This is a genomic window from Microcoleus sp. CZ3-B2 (assembly GCF_036705055.1).
In the GTDB taxonomy this organism is placed as follows: Bacteria; Cyanobacteriota; Cyanobacteriia; order Cyanobacteriales; family Microcoleaceae; genus Microcoleus.
Genome location: NZ_JAUBTN010000089.1, coordinates 1 through 20,144, shown reverse-complemented (window position 1 = coordinate 20,144; position 20,144 = coordinate 1). Strand labels below are relative to the sequence as shown.

At 41.1% G+C, this 20,144-nt stretch carries 11 protein-coding genes and 2 pseudogenes; 4 read left to right on the top strand and 9 right to left on the bottom strand.

The annotated features are described in order from the left end of the window. Positions 1-531: 531 nt before the first annotated feature. The 8 genes from QUA97_RS26080 to QUA97_RS26045 form a co-directional block, all read right to left on the bottom strand. Positions 532-2,277 carry a putative bifunctional diguanylate cyclase/phosphodiesterase gene (locus tag QUA97_RS26080; RefSeq protein WP_194069126.1) on the bottom strand — a complete coding sequence of 582 codons (1,746 nt, stop codon included), beginning with the start codon at positions 2,275-2,277 and terminating at the stop codon, positions 532-534. 258 nt (positions 2,278-2,535) lie between these two features. Further along, entirely contained in the window at positions 2,536-3,810 is a 1,275-nt protein-coding gene (locus QUA97_RS26075) for a hybrid sensor histidine kinase/response regulator (protein WP_333197078.1), read from the bottom strand. 410 nt (positions 3,811-4,220) lie between these two features. Then, positions 4,221-9,656, bottom strand: a complete 5,436-nt coding sequence (locus QUA97_RS26070; RefSeq protein WP_333197076.1) for a trifunctional serine/threonine-protein kinase/ATP-binding protein/sensor histidine kinase — start codon at positions 9,654-9,656, stop codon at positions 4,221-4,223. Between the two features lie 252 nt (positions 9,657-9,908). Beyond that, entirely contained in the window at positions 9,909-10,667 is a 759-nt protein-coding gene (locus tag QUA97_RS26065; protein WP_333197074.1) for an SDR family oxidoreductase, read from the bottom strand. A gap of 151 nt (positions 10,668-10,818) precedes the next feature. Next, positions 10,819-11,937, bottom strand: a complete 1,119-nt coding sequence (locus QUA97_RS26060; protein ID WP_333197072.1) for a 3-oxoacyl-ACP synthase III family protein — start codon at positions 11,935-11,937, stop codon at positions 10,819-10,821. Between the two features lie 144 nt (positions 11,938-12,081). After that, the gene (locus QUA97_RS26055; protein ID WP_194069120.1) at positions 12,082-13,644 is read right to left on the bottom strand and encodes a class I adenylate-forming enzyme family protein; all 1,563 of its coding nucleotides are present in this window, start codon (positions 13,642-13,644) and stop codon (positions 12,082-12,084) included. 7 nt (positions 13,645-13,651) lie between these two features. Beyond that, entirely contained in the window at positions 13,652-13,984 is a 333-nt protein-coding gene (locus QUA97_RS26050; RefSeq protein WP_194069118.1) for a hypothetical protein, read from the bottom strand. A 229-nt stretch (positions 13,985-14,213) separates the two neighbouring features. Further along, positions 14,214-15,851 (bottom strand): HAL/PAL/TAL family ammonia-lyase, encoded by a 1,638-nt coding sequence (locus QUA97_RS26045; protein ID WP_228050169.1) that lies wholly within the window; start codon positions 15,849-15,851, stop codon positions 14,214-14,216. Between the two features lie 473 nt (positions 15,852-16,324). On the opposite strand from QUA97_RS26045, the gene QUA97_RS26040 reads away from it, so the two are divergent. The 3 genes from QUA97_RS26040 (at position 16,325) to QUA97_RS26030 (ending at position 18,389) form a co-directional block, all read left to right on the top strand. Further along, positions 16,325-16,717, top strand: coding sequence for a helix-turn-helix domain-containing protein (locus QUA97_RS26040; RefSeq protein ID WP_194069114.1), 393 nt, complete (start codon positions 16,325-16,327; stop codon positions 16,715-16,717). A 492-nt stretch (positions 16,718-17,209) separates the two neighbouring features. Beyond that, positions 17,210-17,347, top strand: coding sequence for a hypothetical protein (locus QUA97_RS26035; protein ID WP_194069138.1), 138 nt, complete (start codon positions 17,210-17,212; stop codon positions 17,345-17,347). 145 nt (positions 17,348-17,492) lie between these two features. Further along, complete coding sequence (locus tag QUA97_RS26030; RefSeq protein ID WP_194069112.1) at positions 17,493-18,389, top strand: pirin family protein; 897 nt, start codon at positions 17,493-17,495, stop codon at positions 18,387-18,389. A gap of 168 nt (positions 18,390-18,557) precedes the next feature. Here QUA97_RS26030 and QUA97_RS26025 read toward each other — a convergent pair. Then, positions 18,558-19,178: pseudogene (locus QUA97_RS26025) on the bottom strand (transposase); the annotation flags it as partial. A 69-nt stretch (positions 19,179-19,247) separates the two neighbouring features. Between QUA97_RS26025 and QUA97_RS26020 the strand changes: the two are divergent. Next, positions 19,248-19,959: pseudogene (locus tag QUA97_RS26020) on the top strand (IS1 family transposase). Positions 19,960-20,144 lie beyond the last annotated feature (185 nt).

Sequence of the window (20,144 nt, the reverse complement as noted above, 5' to 3'; positions counted from 1 at the left end):
CTTGATTGTCGGGGAGTTTTTCCATTCCTTTATCTAATGTCTATCTCGTCTTCTTGTCAAGGGGGTTGAGCAATTACCATAAAACCTATCTCTGTTACTGGCGAGTAACAAATTCAGCACTTACCGAAAACCTAATTTTTCAGCAAAGGTTAACACACAAGTTAGAGTTTGTGTGCAGATTTTCTGCAAACGTTAAGAAAATTCTCAAGCATAATTAGATGTTTGAGAAGGATTTGTTGTACGATAGCTAAAATGCCGTAAGGGTTTAGATTATTGACAATGCAACTTATGTATCCTGAATGTATCACCCTATTCTCCTGGCTTTAATCCTATAGAATTATGGTGGTCATAACTGAAATCTTTTTTACGTCAGTTCTCGCCAACCACTACTTCGAGAGTGGATATTTAGCTGGCTAGTTCACGCTTATTTTGTCAATCCTAAGCACTTAAAAAGCTGGTTTAGAAGCTGCTGACACTGTACTTAATAAACCCGGAATAGGCTGTATTAGTTAGCCTTGAAATATCCGCAGTTTAAGAAGCATCGCCCAAAAGCGTTGCAGCACTCAACATAGCAACAGCCCCTTCCTCCTCCAAAGGTCGCGAAAAAAAGTACCCTTGATAGAAGCTGCATCCCAAAGAACGGAGTATAATTAGTTGCTCTTCCGTCTCCACCCCTTCTGCGATTGCCTCTAATTCCAAAGAACTCGCCAGATTTAAAATCGCCTCCAGCAAAGTCAAATTTTTCCCTCCTTCCTCCACGCAGCAAACAAAAGAGCGGTCAATTTTGAGAGTATCAATCGGCAGCAATTGTAAGTAAGATAAATTTGAATAACCCGTGCCAAAATCATCTAAACACACCTTAACTTGCCGAGCTTTCAACAGCTCTAGTACCCCAGCAGCCTCCTCAGCATTCTCCATTAAAACACTCTCGGTAATCTCTAACTTCAAAAATTCGCCCTTTAAGTTATGCACTCGCAGCAGTGAGTCTAAAAGCGGTAACAAATTAGGAGCAAATAGCTGAATTCCCGATAAATTAACACTCATATTTAAAGGCAAATAGTCAGGGAATTGCAACTGCCATTTACTTAAACAAGCCACTGCTTCCGACAGTACCCACTCCCCTAGTGCCACAATCAAACCCGTTCTTTCGGCCACCGGAATAAACTCGATCGGAGAAACCAAGCCGCGGGTCGGATGCCGCCATCTTACCAACGCTTCAAATCCCACTATTTTACCCGTTGCAAAAGATACAATCGGCTGATAATTAAGGTAAAACTGTTGCAAATTAATTGCATTTTGCAAGTCATTTTCCAACTGGAGTTGCTCTAAAGCTCTCGATTGCATACCAGCATCAAATACAACAGTGCTACCAGCACCCCGAACAAAAGCCTCATGTCTAGCCACGTCAGCCGCCCGCAGCAACTCTTCCGGCTCTTCTGTGCCAACTGCACCTAAAGCAATGCCAATACTAACACTAGAAAAGACCGCAGTTTCATTCAAGTTAGACGGCATTTCTAAAGATTGGCGAATGCGTTCTGCTGCATCTAAAGCTAACCGAGAATTAGCAATATTTTCCATCCAAATCGCAAACGCATCTTCTCCCACTCTTGCTATAAGATTCATATTCAAAGCCCAAGCCTCTAACCGCCGTGCTACTTCTACTAGCAACTGCTCTCCTCTAGAATGACCTAAGCTATATTTAACAATTTGATAACGGTTAATAGTCAGAAATAAAATAGCTTCTAAATGACCCACTTCTATTATAGAATTCCTGCCACTACCCATCTCTTTTAAAAGCAAATTACGGTTAGGTAAACCTGTCAGCTCGTCGTAAAATGCTTGGTAACAGATTTGTGCATTCGCTGTAGCAAGTTCCTGCTCTTTTTCTTTAGCAAGTCGCACAAACTCTAAAGTTTTATTAATGGTAACTTTTAAGTCATTCAAATCAATCGGCTTCGTTAAAAAATCAAAAGCACCTCTATTCATAGCTCTCCTAATATTTGGCATATCCCCATAAGCTGAAACCACTACAGCTTTGAGCGTCGGGTCAATAGCTGGCAGATTCTCTAGCAAAGTTAAACCGTCCATTTCGGGCATATTAATATCAGTTAGCACCAAGTCAAAAGAGCCATCAGTTTGAAGTTTATCTAAAGCTTGGACTCCATTAATTGCAAAATAAAACTCAAATTCTTGAGTGCTGATTTGACGCCGAAATAGCTGAAGGATTAGATATTCTAAAAGTGGCTCGTCATCAATTACTAAGATTTTAGCTGTCATGAATTGCTCTTGTTAGCAAGTAACCAGGAGTTTAATTCTCTTGTAGGGGCAATCCCCCTGTGATTGCCCCCTGGGGCTGCACCGTAAGTAAGGTTGGGGCTGGCAGGAAAGCACTGCTCCTACAGAAAACTCATCATTTTCAGGACTTATGCTCCTAAACCGGGTTTATCTACAAAATTGAAGATTCTCACTAGAAACCTACGAAGAAACTCGGTTTCTAGCCTGTGCGTAAGTGTTAATTTTATCAGTTCCCAACCCTTAAGTGGGAATTTCAATAATAAATTCTGTTCCCTCGCCAGGTGTAGAGTTACAACTGAGCCATCCCCCGTGTTTTTCTTCAACAATAGACCGCGAAATTGATAAACCCAATCCCGTACCTTTACCCACAGATTTTGTAGTAAATAAGTGGTTAAATACCCGCCGTTTCACTTCTTCTGTCATCCCCATCCCGTTGTCAGCAATAGAAATTATAACATGAGAAGTGGAATTATCCTTGATAACTTTTTCGCTCTCATCGGTAAGGAAAGTGCGAATGGTAATTTTATTAGAATTCGCCTTAATTTCATCCCGGCTACGCTCTGCATTCCATTCTTCTAATGCGTCAATGGCATTAGCAATAATATTTAAAAATACCTGATTTAACTGTCCGGGATAACACTCTAGTGGGGGTAATTCTCCGTAGTTTTTTAGCACTTGAATTTCGGGTTTACCCTCATTCGCTTTGAGCCGATGTCTCAAAATTAATAAGCTACTATCAATTCCTTCATGGATATTGAAACGAACTTTGGATTTAGTATCGGTCCGCGAAAAAGTTCTCAGAGAAATGCTAATTCCCCGAATGCGCTCAGTTCCTTCTTTCATAGAACTGAGCATTTGTGGCAAGTCTTCTAAGAGAAAAGGGAGGTCAAGAGCTTCAAGTTGAGTTTGTACTTCTGGATTATTGAGGGAGCAGTGTTGTTGATAAATATTGAGAGCAGTCATCAATTCTTGAAAGTAGCTTTCGGCGTGTTCAATGTTTCCTATAATGAAGCTGATGGGATTGTAAATTTCGTGGGCAACTCCGGCAACTAACTGGCCCACGGAAGCCATTTTTTCGTTTTGAATGAGTTGAGTTTGCACCTCTTGAAGTTCTGTTAAATTTTGTCTGACTTGTTTAACAGTTTCTAAGGCTCTTTGGATAGTAATCTCCATGTCCTGAAAATCAATGGGTTTTGTCAAAAAGTCAAAAGCTCCCCGGTTCATGGCAGTTCTAATGTTTTGCATATCTCCATAGGCGGAGATGACGACTGCTTTTAATGTATTGTCGATTTCTGAGAGTTTTTCTAATAAAGCTAACCCGTCCATTTCGGGCATATTAATATCTGTTAGCACTAAATCGAAGGGTGGAGATTCGGCAATTTTTTCTAAGGCTTCTCTACCATTGTGAGCAAAGACAAATTCAATTTCTTTGATCCGAATTTTTTGCCGGAATTTTTGTTGAATGACGTATTCTAAAAGTTGTTCATCATCGACGACTAGGATTTTGGCTGTCATGGGGAGCTATTCTGTATCCTATGGTAAAAATAACTAGGGTGATTAGCTTACTATACCGCGTTGTTTAAATTTTGTAAAAAATTAAATTAATTAATCGGTATCGATGCCCGTAGTAGGGACACGGCAATGCCGATTGGTGTCAACTTAACGTCAAACCCTTAATCCGTCAGGGACTTAAGTCCCTGCCTCAAAGCTTAAGTCCTCTAAAGAGGACTAAATAATTCATTAGTCCTCTTTAGAGGACTTTAACTATTAGACAGGGACTTAAGTCCCTGGCGGGTTTCAGCTTAAGTTGACACTAATGGGTATTCCCGTGTCCCTACCTCTTCTTAATCTAAATATTTAACATTAAATTAACACCAATGGTTGCACTTTAGCGCCAAAGCTATTTAACTTTTGGGCAAAGCTATTTAACTTTTGGGCAAAGTAATGATAAATTCGGTGTAATTTCCCGTTTCGGTTTGCACTTCCAAATTGCCTCGATGTTGTCCAACAATGATATCGTGAGTGATGGATAAACCTAAACCTGTTCCCTGTCCGGGAGGCTTGGTAGTGAAGAAAGGGAGGAATATTTTTTGTAGATTTTCTCTAGGAATGCCGATGCCGTTGTCACGAATGCGGATTTCTATTGCAGTGCCTAGATTTTTAGTAGTAACAGAAACTGTGGGAGTGAAATCTCCGGTCACTTTAAATTGTTTAAGATGGGAGGCATAGCAAGCATTATCGATGATGTTAATTAAGGCGCGGCTGAGATCGGAAAAGGCGACATCTAGTTCTTCAATTGATCGATCATAGTCGGTTTCAATGGTAAGATTGAAGGTTTGATCTTTGGCACGAATGCTTTGATATGCTAATTGTAGGGCTTGAGCAATGAGGGCGTTGATGTCGGTTTTTTGGCGGTTACTGCCCTCGCTGCGAGCGTGCATTAGCATACTTTGAATAATGCTGTTGGCGCGTTGCCCTTGTTCGTTAATTTCTAATACGTTGCGCTTAAGATAAGTCAGGTTTTCGTTAATTAATTCCAGAGATTCTGAGTCTAATTTTTGGGATTGGCGGTCTATTTCTTCTGCGATTTCAGATGTTAAGTCTTCTGAGAGAGTAGCAAGAGAAGTAACGAAGTTGAGGGGATTGCGGATTTCGTGGGCAACACCTGCGGTGAGGGCTCCGAGGGAGGCTAGTTTTTCAGAGGCTACTATTTGTTTTTGAGCTATTTTTAATTCGGCGGTGCGTTCTTCAACTTTCTGTTCTAGGGTTTCCGAATATGCTTCTAGTTGTTGGTTAAGTTGATTGACTTCTGCGTAGAGTTTGGCATTGGTAATGGCGATGGCAGCTTGTCCCGATAGCATTTGTAAGACTGTGAGTCTGTCAGCGGTAAAGGCGACGGTGGTCAAATTATTTTCGAGATAGATAATCCCTGTAAGTTGACCTTGATTGAGCAGAGGTGTACACAAGATTGATTTGGGATGATTTTGTTGGATGTAGGGGTCTTTTTTGAAGATTCCTTCGTGGCTGGCATCGTTTAAAACAACTGTTTCTTTAGTGCGAGCAACGTAGTTAATAATCGAGGCTGGAACTGCATTTTCGAGGAGAGAAATGGAAATATTTTTATCTTCAGGTTGTTGAGGATTGGTCAATACCTGGAGGTCGTTACCTTCCACGATGCCGGTGGCTGAAATCACCCACTGATTCTCACTTTGGTTAGATGAAAAAGTTGCTTGGGTGAGCAATGAGCCGCGAGTAGCTCCGGCATTTTCTATGAGAATGGTCATTAATTTACTTAGCAGTTCGCTGAGAACAATTTCCCCAGATAACGCCTGCGCTGCTTTCATAATTGTATCGAGGTCAAGTGCTGTTGAATTGCTGGAAGTAGAGGTTGTCGTCCAGTTTGAGGTGGTTGTGCTAGTGGGATCAAGGCTCATAGTTTCAGGCTGCTGCGTGCGGGAGATAAGATGGGGATATGTTTCTTCTAAGTCTCTGACTTTGGCGACGGCTCCCCAGCGAATGTAGCAGTAATAGGCTTCTGTCATGTAGGTTTTGGCGACTTTTTCTCTACCGAGAGCGAGGTAAAATTCGGCGGCGCGTTCGTTGGCGAGGGCTTCTTCTTGGATGTAACCGTTTTCTTTTGCTCCGTTGATGGCTCGTTCGTAGTAGGTTATTGCTGTCTCGTTTTGTCTCAATACTCGCGCTTTTTCTGCTTCTACAAGTTCGTATTTGTGCTGGAAGTTCATAGGGGCGTGGTGCGCCCAGTTTTTCATTTGTTTTTGATGAGATGCTACTTTTTTCAGGTATTGCTTTTGTTCGGTTTTGGTGGTGGTGGGATAGTGCGCGAGGAGGGCTAGAGAATAGTAGAAGTTGTGCTGAGCGATATTTACTTGACCGCTAATACTTTCTTGGCACTCTTCGGCTAACTTAGCAACTTCTACAGTTCCCAAATAATCTTTAAATAAATAAAGCAAAATAAATTTGCTTAGATAAACACTAGCTAGAATAGTTTTATTATTAGTTGATTTTAAAATAGAAAGCCTTGTTGTTTCATCAAAACTTACTCCTTTCAAACAATAAGGAATTTCATTATCACCCATTAAGTTACAAGCAAACTGATTCCATATTTGACTCAGTTCAAGGTTAGCTTCTTGCTTGTTTTTATGGAGGTGAGAAATATATTTATCTTGGGTAGTAGATACACTTTGTAAATGTTCTCCACTCCACAATACATACTGACAATATCCAGAAGCCATATAACAAGCATATTCTATATCTCCTGTTGCTATGCCACTTTGAAAACCTTCAATAAGCCCTGGCAAAGCGTCTTTTATTGGTTCTTTCCAATGTTTCACAAATATATTAACAAGAAATAATACCTTAACTTTTATTTTGACTTTTTCAATCTCTAGTAACTTCAGAGCTAATTGCCCAAACTTATATCCAGAATCAATATCCCCCAACGGGCCACACATTAACAAAGCATAAGACGCATAGCCATAGGCAGATAGAGGAGAATTTCCATATTTTATAGACAAACTAACCATTTTAAAAACTATCAAGGGGAAAAGAGCAGGATTTGACATAAAAGCAGCCGGAACAGCATTCATCAAAATACGCATAGCTGCTAGTTTGTAAGGATCTGTCATTAAGGGGAGAGTTGCTAAACTTGGTATTGGCTGTTTAGCGATGATTAACTTAGTGTATATAAATTCCAGTAGAATGTTGATTTTTTGGGGCTTGTTCGGAAGAAAAACGCCTAACAATTGTAAAGTTTGCAAAGATAATTCTAAAGATAGATGAGGCTGATTTTGCTGCAAATAAAAGGGTATTTTTAGTTCATTTACTTGGACTTTTTCTAGCAAGTTTTTGCTCTGAGATAAGACAATATCAGACAAATGTTGTGCCTGTTCAAAATTAATATTGAGATATTCTGCTTCCAGTGTTTCTATGTAAATATCCCGCGTCAATTCATAATGACTTTGCCATCCTGATTCAGGTAACAAATCCAACGCCACATTTAAGCACCTACTAGCTACTTCATAGGCGGTTGCAGCTTTAGCCTTTCTCCCTGCTATCAAGTTCAAAGTAGCTAATTTTTCTTTTTCTTGAGGAGAAACAATAAATTTCCGTCCTATATTTACCTGATTGACAATATCGAAAATATTTTCTTCAAGGTTTTCACTAGACGTATTTTTCCACAGCAATTGACCGATTTTTAGGTGAGTTGCTTTTTTGTCTGATTCTGGAATTAAAGAGTAAGCTGCCTGTTGTACTCTGTCGTGTAAAAACTTGTACCCGACTCGCGACTTATCAAACAACAACTCACTTTTATCTTCTGGTTGAAATAATAAAGCTATTTTATAATCATTACTCAGAGGCAAAATTAAACCTGCTTGCAAAGCTGACCACAAGTATTCCGTAGTATCGCGAGAAGGTTTCTCATTGACAATCGCCAAAACATCCAAATTAAATCGGTTGCCAATACAAGCCGCTAATCTCATAACTCGCTGGGTATTCTCTGGCAATTTACGAATATTCCTAGCTACCAGTTCGACTACGTTGAAGTCTGTAATACCTAAGCTTTGAATCTTCTCAATGCTCCACTGCCACTGATTTAATTCAAAATTAAAAGTTAATGAATTTTCGGAGGCTAAAGTTTTAAATAGCTGCGTTAAAAAAAATGGATTTCCTTGAGTTTTATTATATAATAATTCAGACAACTCAAAAATGCGGTTGCCCCTGATAGCCACCTCACTCAAAGTATCGCCGACTAACTCACTGACATGACTAATATCTAAGGGTTGCAAAACAATATTATTTATGGCAGATCCAGCTTTCTCAATCTTTTCTAAAGTTTGAATGGTAGGATGAACTGGACTCACCTCATTATCTCGATAGGCTCCAATCATTAATAGGTAATGGCTATCCGAGTCTGTCATTAACTGTTCGATTAAATTTAGAGAAGCTAAATCTGCCCATTGTAAGTCATCAAGAAACAAGGCGAGGGGATGCGCGGATTGAGCAAAAACGTGAATGAATTGCTGAAATATACGATTGAAAAGGTTTTGAGTTTCTGTAGACCCTAATTGAGAAACTTCAGGTTGTTTGCCAATAATCAGTTCCACTTCTGGAATAACGTCAATAATAATCTGCCCATTTTCGCCTAAAGCTACAAGCAGTTTCTCTTTCCAAACAGCAATTTCTTCAGAATTTTGTGTCAATAGCTGCCGAATAAGTTCTTGAAAAGCTTGAGTAATAGCGGCATAGGGAATGTCTCGCTTAAATTGATCGAACTTACCGCTAATAAAATATCCCCTTTGCCGGATAATTGGTTTGTGAATTTCCTGAATTACGCAAGTTTTGCCAATACCAGAATAACCAGAAACCAACATCATCTCGGTTTGCCCTAAACTGACCCGATCAAAGGCTTGTAAGAGAGTTTCTACTTCCGCTTCCCGTCCATAGAGTTTTTGCGGAATTAGGAATTGTCCGGTTTTATCTACTCTACCCGGAATAAAGTCTTCAATTGTTCCTGTTGTTTGCAGTTGCGTCAAACATTCTTCTAAATCAGCTTTTAATCCCAAGGAACTTTGATATCTATCTTCAGCATTTTTAGCCAGCAATTTTGTGACAATATTCGCCAGGGTTAGCGGTAATTCTGGATTGAGTTGGTGAAGTGGGATGGGGTTTTTCGCGATGTGGCAATGTATCAATTCCATTGCATCTACTGAATCGAAAGGCAATTGACCCGTCAACATCTCGTAGAACGTGACACCCAAGGAATAAAAGTCACTACGATAGTCAAGGGTGCGGTTCATTCTCCCAGTTTGTTCTGGGGACATATAGGCAAGTGTGCCTTCAATATAGTTGGGATTCATTGGGCTTTGGGTTTCTTTTTCCAAGCTGGTGGCAATGCTGAAGTCAATTATTTTTATTTGCCTAGTTTGGGGATTTATAATAATGTTTTGCGGCTTAATATCTTTATGAATCACTTGATTTTGATGCAGTTTAGCTAAGATTCCTGCTATTTGAATAGCAATATTTAAGAATTGCTTTAAGTCAAGTTTTTCTGCATTAACAAAGCTTTTTAACGACTGAGATTCAAAGTATTCTAAAACCAGAACTAAACTATGTTCGTAATTTGTTAATTCAATTGGTTTAATAATTCCTTCTATCTTTAAACTTTGGAGGATATTGTATTCATGTCGGAGGCGGGCGATTTCTTCTAGGGTGGGATATTCAGATCTAAGAGTTTTGATAATGACGGGAGTATTATCTGAGGATCGTTCGGCTTGATAAATAACGGTTTTTAAGCCTTCATAAATGGGTTGAAAAAGTTGGTAGCCTTTGATTTTTAGCATAATTTTAGCTGTTCAATTTTTTGATAATCAGACTGTAGAGAGTAAAAACAGCACCCATATAAGGAATCAACGTAGCACAAACTTCTACAGAAGTTGTGTTATCTATAATACACATATTTGACATGGGGTGTGAAAGCCTAGTGCTAGAGAGGATAAATTTGTTGAGAAAAATATATAAATATTATAAGTATTTGAAATATAAAAGACAATCGCGACTGTTAACCATCGCTCTCGTCTTTTGGAGCATTTACCCTACTGAGCGGTGTATCCACCGTCAATCACCATGTTATGCCCCGTAACGAACGAAGCTTTATCAGAACACAACCATACCACCGCATCGGCAATTTCTTCTGGTTTGCCAAGCCGCCCTATAGGATGCTTCGATTGAATATCCGCCAATAATGGCGTGGGTATATCATTTACCATTGGAGTGCTAATCACCCCAGGACTGATTGCATTGATGCGGATGCCAGAAGCTGCATACTCGATCGCTGCGGATTGGGTCAAGGCAATCACTCCCCCTTTACTAGCTGAATAGATAGAAACACCAGGATTACCAATAATGGCAGACATTGATGCCATATTTACAATCACACCTCCCCTCTGTTGAAGCATAATAGGAATCTGATACTTGAGCGAAAGCCAAATTCCCTTGAGGTTGGCGTTAATTGTACGATCCCAATCCTCTTCTGATAACTCAAAAAGCTGCCCCATAACAAAAGTTCCAGCATTGTTACAAGCATAGTCTAAACGACCATAAATTTCTACGGTTTTGTCAACCAATGATTCTAGTTCAGTAGCCCTAGATACATCAGTCTTGATGAAAATGGCATCACCACCTCTTTCGCAAATTTCATGGACTGTTTGTTCCCCTTCCGCAACTCGGCGACCAGCAATTACTACATTCGCGCCTGCACGGGCAAATGCCAATGCTGTTGCTTTACCTATACCAGAAGATCCTCCAGTAACCAACGCAACTTTGCCATCGAATTCTCTTGAGTAGAACATCATTGAACTCCTTATTTTTGATGAATTAAAATGTGGCTGTGTGGGGAGTAAAAATAAAGTTTTTTATTGATTACTCCCCCGACAAGCAAAGAATTTCCACAAAATATTACTTATTCAAATGGTAAATTCTTTACCTTAGAACGTGATTAAACCATTACTGCTGCCGGAACATTAATGAAGCGAAGCTTGGCGATGGAGTTGGCATGGGGCCTAATGCAACCTTACCCCAGCGTATAACCATTGCGGCAGCATTACCTACAAACCCATGAGCGTAAACAAGAACCAAATCACCCTCGTGAATTTTTTCTAGCTTTGCTGCATGATGCAAGGCAACTACAACCGAAGCTGTAGAAATATTAGTGTAGTGAGGGTAAATATTGATTGTTTTTGTGGGATCAATACCTAACTCTTCTACGCAGAAATCAACGTACCATGCTGTGGCAGCATAAAAAATAAAGAAATCGATTTGCTTCAAAGTCACGTCAGCATTTTCTAAGGCACTATTACAGCACTTACGAAAGTATTTCGTGAATAATTCTGGCATTTTTTTACCAGCTTCTTTGTTTGCCCGAACCATGAATACTGGTTGACCTTGAAAGTCAGTTGTGAGGTCTGCGGAAACAGCCCCACACGATTCTTTAGTGTTGGTAATTTCTGCACCAATAAGTCCTTGATTTGCTTCCAACTCACCAACCAAAAAAGCACCCGCTCCATCACCAGAGAAGATAGAAAAAGCTTCCCCCTTACAAAAGCGAGAGTATGTACATGAAGCTACGACCAAAATATTTTTGTATCGCCCAGATGCCACTCGCAAACAAGCATCTTCAAGAGCAAAAAGTGAACCAGCACAGCTTGAATCGAGATTGAAAGCCGGACATTCTAGGTTTAATTCCTTTGCTAAGTAAGCTGCGTTTCCGGGAATAATATGATGTGGAAACATTGAGGAAACAATCATTAAATCAACATCCTTAATATTCAGATTTGCTGATTGAATAGCTTGTAAAGCTGCATTATGTTCAAGAGTTAATGAAGTCTCATCACCACTAATCATCCGGCGCTCAATACTACCTCGGAAAGGATCGGATACGTATGGGAGCATCGTCTTTGTCCAGGCATTCATTTCACCACCTTCTAGAGGTGTAAAAGCCTTGGAAAAACTTGCTTGTTTTGTTGTGTCTAATAGTTCTGGATAGTTTTCTAAGAAGTAATCGTTTCTAATAACTTCTTTTGGAAAGCTAACAGCTATTGATCGAATACCTACTGATTGAGACATGACAATGTAACTCGTTATGAAATTGTAAACTTTTGGGCAATTAAGAGTAGGGTGTCTAACCGCGACAGGTTAAAAATTCGCAGAGCATAACTCAAGGTAAGACACCCTAAAGAGTTGGAAACCTGACTAGGATAGGATAGGAGCTTAACTATGCGCCTCGCGCAAAACCCGCCTCAAAACCTTACCCGTCGAATTCTTGGGCAACGAATCAACAAACCGGACAAGGTGAGGAACCTTATAAGCAGCTATCTGCTTAGAGCAGAAAGAAATCACATCCTCTGGCGCGACAACTTGCCCATGATTCAGGACAATATTCGCCAAAATGTTCTCGCCTTTCACTCTGTCAGGAACGCCACAGATAGCCACTTCAGCCACTGCTGGATGTTGAGAAATTACCCGCTCCAATTCACTTGGATAAACCTTAAATCCAGAAACATTAATCATGTCCTTCAAGCGGTCAACAATGTAGAAATAGCCCTCTTCATCCATCCAGCCCAAATCTCCAGTATGAAACCAACCATTTGACATAACTTCGGCAGTTTCAGCAGGACGGTTCCAATAGCTGGACATCACATTAGGGCCGCGAATAATAATCTCACCAACATCTCTAACATTAACTTCTGAACCTTCACTATCGACCACCTTCATTTCCACATTATCAATTGGCATCCCAATAGAACCAGGCTTATATTTCAAGTAATGGTTGTAACAAGAAAAAGGCGAAGTTTCCGTCAAACCGTACCCTTCATGAATCACCAGACCATACTGTTCTTGCCACTGCTCTACAACTTCCAAAGGCATTCTGGCAGCAGCGCTAAAATAATAGCGTACTGAGTTAAAGTTGCATTCATCCGGCGAAATTTCTAACAGCTTGGCAAAGGCTGTCGGCACTCCAAAAAACATGGTAATCCGCTCCGCAGCCGTTACCTTCAAAACTTCTGCTGGATAAAACCTGCCCTGCAAAATGATAGTCGCACAAGCATTCAATCCCGCATTCAGAATAAAATTCTGACCGAAACAGTGGAACAAAGGTAAATACAAAAGTAATCTATCTTCAGCCCTCATACCGCAGCAGTGCTTGACAGAGTGCATATTTGAAGTCACATTCCCATGAGAAAGCGCAGCTCCTTTAGGAAAACCAGTCGTCCCAGATGTATAGATAATTGCAGCGGGTTCTGTGGGTTCCATTTCCATAGCTTTAGCTTCTGCTGAAGCATTTGCTAGCAGTTGTAACAAACTGACTTCTTTACAGCTTAAACTCAGCTTACTTCCAGAAGTATGAGAAGAGTGGCTAACAACTACACTCGGCGGCTTAATAACTCCATCTTCAGCAATCAAAATGTATTGAAGGTAAGCTAAATCATCATCAGGCACTTGCCTTCGCAATGATTCTGTGGCAATTACTATCTTAGCAGTGCAGTCATTTAGAATAAACCGAACTTCATCACTTTTGAGCATTGCATTGATCGAAACTGCAACAGCTCCGATTTTTAAGATGCCCAGATAAGAGATGACAAATTCTGGAATATTAGGCAGGAAGAGAGCAACGCAATCTCCCCGTTTAATCCCCAATCCTTGCAAACCATTAGCAGCACAATTTGCCAATTGATTTAGCTGCTTGTAACTAAAAGATTTACCTTCAAAAATTAAAGCCGTTTTCTGAGGAAAAAATCTACACCCTCTTTCGATATGCTCTGCAATGTTCATCCCTGTTTTATCCTCGGTAAAATTGCTGCCAAACAATAGGTTTTGTGTTCATGATTTGGATGCACTGGTGGACTGTCGCTAAGGCAAATAGAAAACCACTACCTAAAGCTTTTGAGCGCTCTTTTTTTTCTGAGGAAACATCCCCCGTGCAACCAGGATGAATTGCTTGATAAAATTGTTGCCAATCCCTCGGTTCAAGTTGATATATTTTGACGCACTGGCGAACAGTATCCGTCAAAAAGTGTTGCTGATTTGAGAATCTCTCTGCTTTTTTACTCGGGTAAATATCTAGCTGAAAAGCAGTTTCAGAGATGTTAGCTGAAATATTGTGAGTAACCATTTTTGTGCCTTTCTAGTAATGTCCAACAATCCTTTGCAGCCGCAAAATTGGGACTGCTTGTGTAAGGGACAAGCAGCTCTTAACAAGTTAAATTTTTAACTCATCTTTTACGCCGTTTTGCAGGCTATTATTAGCTACAAATGACCTATTTACACAGAAAACTAGAGGAAAAAGGGAACGAAATAATGTAAATCTTTGGCAAAATTTCTTCCCCTTTCCTTTCTGCTTCCTACTTCAAACTTGATAAAATCTGGTTCACAGCTTGTACAATTCGTCCTTCCTGTGCAATGTCAGCAGCAATCATGGCAATGTGTATATCTAAAGATTGCTCGTTGTCATTCCAGATGTAAGATTTATCAACATTCGGGTGCTGTCCCACAACTTCGCGCACAGCCTCATATAGCGGTAAGCTAAGTGGCGACAAACACTCTCGCGCGTCATAGTGACCGGCTACTTGATGGGTTCGCAAGTCAACAGCTTGGACGGCAAACATTAGGGAAATTGCCATATATTGCTGGAACAATTCAATTGAGCGACGAGCTAAATTAGCTGAAGCGAATCCTTGGCTATTGATATTCTGATTGAATTGTTCTGCGTGAGTGGGAAAGCGGTCAGCAATTGAGTTTCCGTAAAAAGTCAACAGCGGCATAATGGAATTTCCAGCTATTTGCAGACCTTTTAATCCCATGTTGACCTTACGGCTCGTGTTGCCAACCAGAGAAGGCGACAAACCATTATTAAATTCAGGTGCAGCTAACAGCGCAATTTGTACATCCAAATGCTTAGCCAGCAGACCTAAAAGATAGCGCAAACGATCCATTCCCACACCAACATACTGTCCCAGAAAATTGCCCCCGTGATAACTAGCTTGATTCTCGGTATCGATTAAGGGGTTGTCAGTAACAGAGTTAATTTCAACTTCAATCTGCTGAGTAATTTCTGCGATTCCATCCACAATCGGCCCCATGTACTGAGGCAAACAACGCAGCGAATAACGGTCTTGTATCGGATGATGGCCGCGAGACTCGTGGGAACCATCTAACTCATCTCGATTCAAGCAGGAACCTGCGAGGAGTTCGACCATTTGGGAAGCAGCCCACACTTGACCAAAATGTGGTTTGAGCTTGTGAATGAAGGGGTGGAATGATTGATTGGTTCCGCCTAATCCTTGGATTGTCAAGGCATGAGTACCCATTGCCAAGGCAAGTATTACTTGCGAATCCCGGACGCAGTTGGCAGCAATGCCGGTCATTACAGATGTACCATTGGTCATTGCTAGCCCTTCTTTGGGGCGCAAATCTATTCTTGGTAAATCTAATATTTCTAGCGCTTGAATGGCTGACATTTCTCTGCCCTTAAAATCAACAGTGAAACTGTCATCTAGACCTATTAATGCGCCCGTGATGTGCGCTAGGGGAACTAAATCACCGGAAGCACCGATGGAACCCAATTCACAAACGTGAGGCGTGACTCCTGCATTTAGAAATGTGATCATCCGCTCAATTAACTCTAGCCGAATTCCTGAAGCGCCCTGGAGGTGGGAGTTAATTCGCAAGAGCATGGCGGCGCGGACGCAAGCTGTGGGCAGCTTTGGCCCTGCACCAGCTTTGAGAAACCAAATCAAATTGTTTTGTAAACTCGCGGCTTCTTCGGGTGCAATCTCTGTATTGGCCATCCCACCAAAGCCAGTTGTAACTCCGTAAATCGGCTTTCCCGACTCGACAGCATTTGCAATGTAGTCGCAGGATGCTTGCACTCGTTCAGCAATATCGCTTTCATCATTCAACCGAACTCTGGTTCCACAACGGGCAACCCTGGTAACTTCTTCTACACTCAGCCGTCGATTCCCTACAGTTACGTTACTCAAATTAGGCTCAGGCCATTTGGGTAATTTTAGAGCAATCGGCTCTGTTAAGTTCCTTGACACTTCTTAGACCCTAAATTTATAGATAGATGCCACTCAAATGTGACTCTAGTCACAGCACACTCGAAACCGGGATGTTACTTTGAATTAAATGACAGAGAAATATGACTGGATACCATAATCTGCCATTCGTATTCAAATCTTGCCTTTCGTTTCGTAAAACAAGCCGCAGCCATTAGACATCACCGATGATGAATCTACAAGCCTTATTGCGTTAAGGCTGGAAGCTTAAATTCGGTTGGTGTCTATTGTCCTCAGGGCAAAATAAAACTGCGCCGACACTACATTATGCGGGCAGAGTTATAATTAATTGAGTTATTAAAGCTGTTAGGCTGTTACTGGGGCTATTGACCGATAACTTCAGGACAATACCACCGCTAAAGGCTAATCATAGATTTTTTTCACAAAACGTTACAATGATTTCCGAAATTTTTAGGATAACTATTGAACGCTACGGGATATCTGGAAAACAGTTATCCAAGTTTTCAGGCGTTAGTGAGAATCATATTTCTGAGTTTCGGCGGGACAAGACAGGCATCTCTACGGAGGTGCTGTGGAAATTAATCGAGGCAATGGACGAGATTAAGCCGGGAGCCCGCGTTTACTTCTGTAATCGGCTGACGGGGAGAGAGGGATGTGGCAACAGCAGCCAGATGTTAGTGCCAAAGCAACTAGAGTCTTTGTTAGATATGCAGATATTGGTTGATGGACTCTCTGACGACAGTTTGGCCTTGCTACTGATGGTGGTGGCGGCGCGGATTAAAAATGGTGTTTCCTCTCATGCGAAGGGTTTGGAGCTAATTGGCTAATAATTTTACCGCTCGTTTGTACGGGCAAGAATCCACAGCTCTTGACCCATTCTTGAACCATTGCTGAACACAAATCAAGAGAGATTACGCTGATTTCACTAATTTTTTATCACCTCTCACAATCAGTGAAATCCTTTGAAATTTCAATAATTACAAAAGAGCGGACAGTCTCCCTTAAGCAACTTTAAAAGAAGCTAAGTGTGACGGTTCACAACAAAAGTCAAAATCATAGATAAAATCAACGCTCTAGCCAACAAACTTCTGTTTTCATAATTCTAGTATCCCATTTTACCAAATTCAAATATGGCTTCGATACCACCTCGTCAGCATCAGTTGGCGTGCCCTGACTGATGCCCTCTAAACAGTATAAACCTATTCAAAAATTGCTATTTCTTCTCCTTGCTATTGTATTTGCTTTAGTAAGTATGTAATGGTAGTTGCCAGAATAATTTATTTTGTCGGATTCAAAAGGATTAGGGGCAAGGTCGAACAATGCCCCATTACGGCATGATGGTTGCTATCCTCGATCAGTCCACCAGCAAAAAAGAACGCGACTCGCTCGACCGTTTGATTCGCTCCTCGGTCAAAGGTCGGATTCAAGTCGCTGACGAACTCTCCACCGTCTCGTAACCAGAAAGCTGGTTGAGAACTCGACACTCTACAAAAGCTTTCCGTTGGGAATGTTTAAACAAGTCACCGATACAACTCTCTAGGGATAGCTTTTTGTATAATGCACTGTTGACACAGGCTTAGCATTCGCAACTTCACCAACATCATGACAGATAGCATTCAGCATCTCATCGAGCCGCACATTCAAGATTTGGGTGGATTCCAAGCCCGCCGCTTGCTTCCCTCAGACGTTCTAACTCTGGTTGGCCCGTTCATCTTTTTTGACCATCTCGGCCCTGCGGTGTTTCCACCAGGTAAGGGTGTCGATGTCAGGCCGCACCCACACATCAACTTAGCAACCGTCACCTACTTGTTTGAAGGAGTTTTGCTGCACCGCGATAGTGTCGGCAGCGTTCAAGAAATCCGCCCCGGCGCGGTGAATTGGATGACGGCAGGGCGAGGCATTGTTCACTCGGAACGCACCCCGGACGACGAGCGCAGCAAAGAAGCCATCCTGCACGGCATCCAAACCTGGATAGCGCTTCCCGACGAATACGAAGAAACCGAACCTTGGTTTCGGCACCATCCGGCAACCGAGCTACCCGCTTGGGAGGATGCAGGAGTTTCGTTCGCCCTGATTGCGGGTGAGGCTTGCGGTCGCATTTCCCCAGTTGAAATATTTTCACCCATGATTTATCTGGACGTGCAACTGACGAATAAAACAGAGTTTACCTTACCGGGCAATTACAGCGAACAGGCGGTTTACAGCGTTACAGAGGGGCTTCTAATCAATGGAGTGCCTTTAGCACAGCATCGGTTGGCAGTTCTAACTTCAGGGACTAAAGTAAACATCTCTGCATCAGGCAAGGCTCGCTGTATTGTGATTGGCGGTGAACCTGTGGGCGATCGGCATAAATGGTGGAATTTTGTTTCGAGCAGGCACTCGCGCATCGAACAAGCCAAACTCGATTGGAAAGAAGGAAGGTTTGGTCAGGTTCCTCAAGAGACAGAGTTTATTCCGCTGCCAGAAGAAATGCCAAATCAACCGGAACAGCCGTTGTAAATAGCCCCAGCCATCTATTGATGAACTGTTTTTTTGATTCAGAATCTGGTCTTTTCTCTATTCGAGGCAGCAAACACTTACATTCGCTATTCGCGAATATAGAATGAAGTAAAGTGAGCGATCGCCAAAAGAGATGTTAAAACCCCAAGATAGGGCTTGCTGAATAAGTTAGGGAAAATCACGATCACAATTGATGGGTGATTCAAGTTCGGCGAAGCATAAGTTTTGGTTTTTGTAATTGACCAAAATATAATTTTTGACAATCATTGAAGCGTAACCAGACCTTATTTTGGGAAATCGGCAGAAAAACACACAAAAAACCCGTCTTAACCAGGTAGAAAGGTTCATTACTAAAAAAGTAATAGCAATAGCTGTACCAGAAGTATTATCAAGTTTTGCCATCACGCGATTCAAGCTGAATCTTCGTTTACCTTGTCCGAACTTGCCCTCAATAGAGTTACGAATTCTCTCATCTTCCCAGGCTTGTTTCTTTGTTTCCTTACTCACAATTGCTGGTGGTCTTCCTAACGGAGGCCCACTAATTCTAATTCCTCTTTCTTTACACCAAGCTCGGTTTTCCCTTGTTCGATAAATGCGATCTGCATGGACTGATTCTGGATAGTATCCTGTGTAAATTTTAAATGCTTCTACTTGGGCTTTTAAGTCTCCTGATTCGTTAAAATTATCCCAGCTTATTCGCTCTAAAAACACATACCCCTCAAAGCAACTCGCTGACAGTTTAGCTCCAAAATCTACTCGTTTTCCTGCTTTACCTCTAATAACGGGACGGGGTAGTCCTGCATAGCAAGGAAAATGTGTTATAATTTTATTCTTTTAACCTATCTTAAATTTTAGCTTATGAACTGTCCCAAGTGTAACTCTGAATACATATTGAAAAATGGTCGCACTCGCTCTCAGAAGCAAAATTTTAAATGTCGAGATTGTGGAAGACAATTCGTCATGACTCCCAGACATCAACCGATTTCATCAGCAACAAAAGAGTTGATAGATAGACTTTTATTAGAAAAGATATCTCTGGCTGGGATTGTGAGGGCGACAGGGGTTTCGGAACGGTGGTTGCAATACTATGTTAATAAAAAGTTAGGAGCTGTAAAGAGAGAAGTGGAAATGAAGTCAAAAAAAAGAGGGAAGCTAACAATTCAATGTGATGAAATGTGGTCATTTGTAGGCAATAAAGATAATAAGCAGTGGATTTGGCTGGCAATTGATGTATCAACATTCATAAATTGTAGGAGTGTATATTGGCAAAAGAGATCAAGCTGGCGCTCAAGGATTATGGGATTCTTTACCACCAGTTTATCGTCAATGTGCCGTAAGTTATACAGACTTTTGGAGCGCCTAGGTCACAGTTTTTCCTCAAAAAAGACACAAGGCAGTAGGAAAGGAGACTGGTCTGAAAAACTATATAGAAAGATTTAATAATACGATGAGACAAAGAATATCTAGATTGGTGAGAAAAACTCTTTCATTCTCCAAAAAACTTTCCAATCATATTGGGGCTATTTGGTATTTTATTCATGAGTATAATGCCAGTTTATCTATCAATTAAAACCCTTGACTTTCCTTGCTATGCAGGACTACCCGGGACGGATGTGGGGTTGGCTTAAACTTACTATTATCAATACTTCGGACAGTTTTTAAGTAGCAAGAGTACCATAGGATAGGACTGACGAGAGGTTAGGGTGATTTAAAATCAAGTTAGGGTCTAAATCTAACTTGTTAATAAAGGTGTAA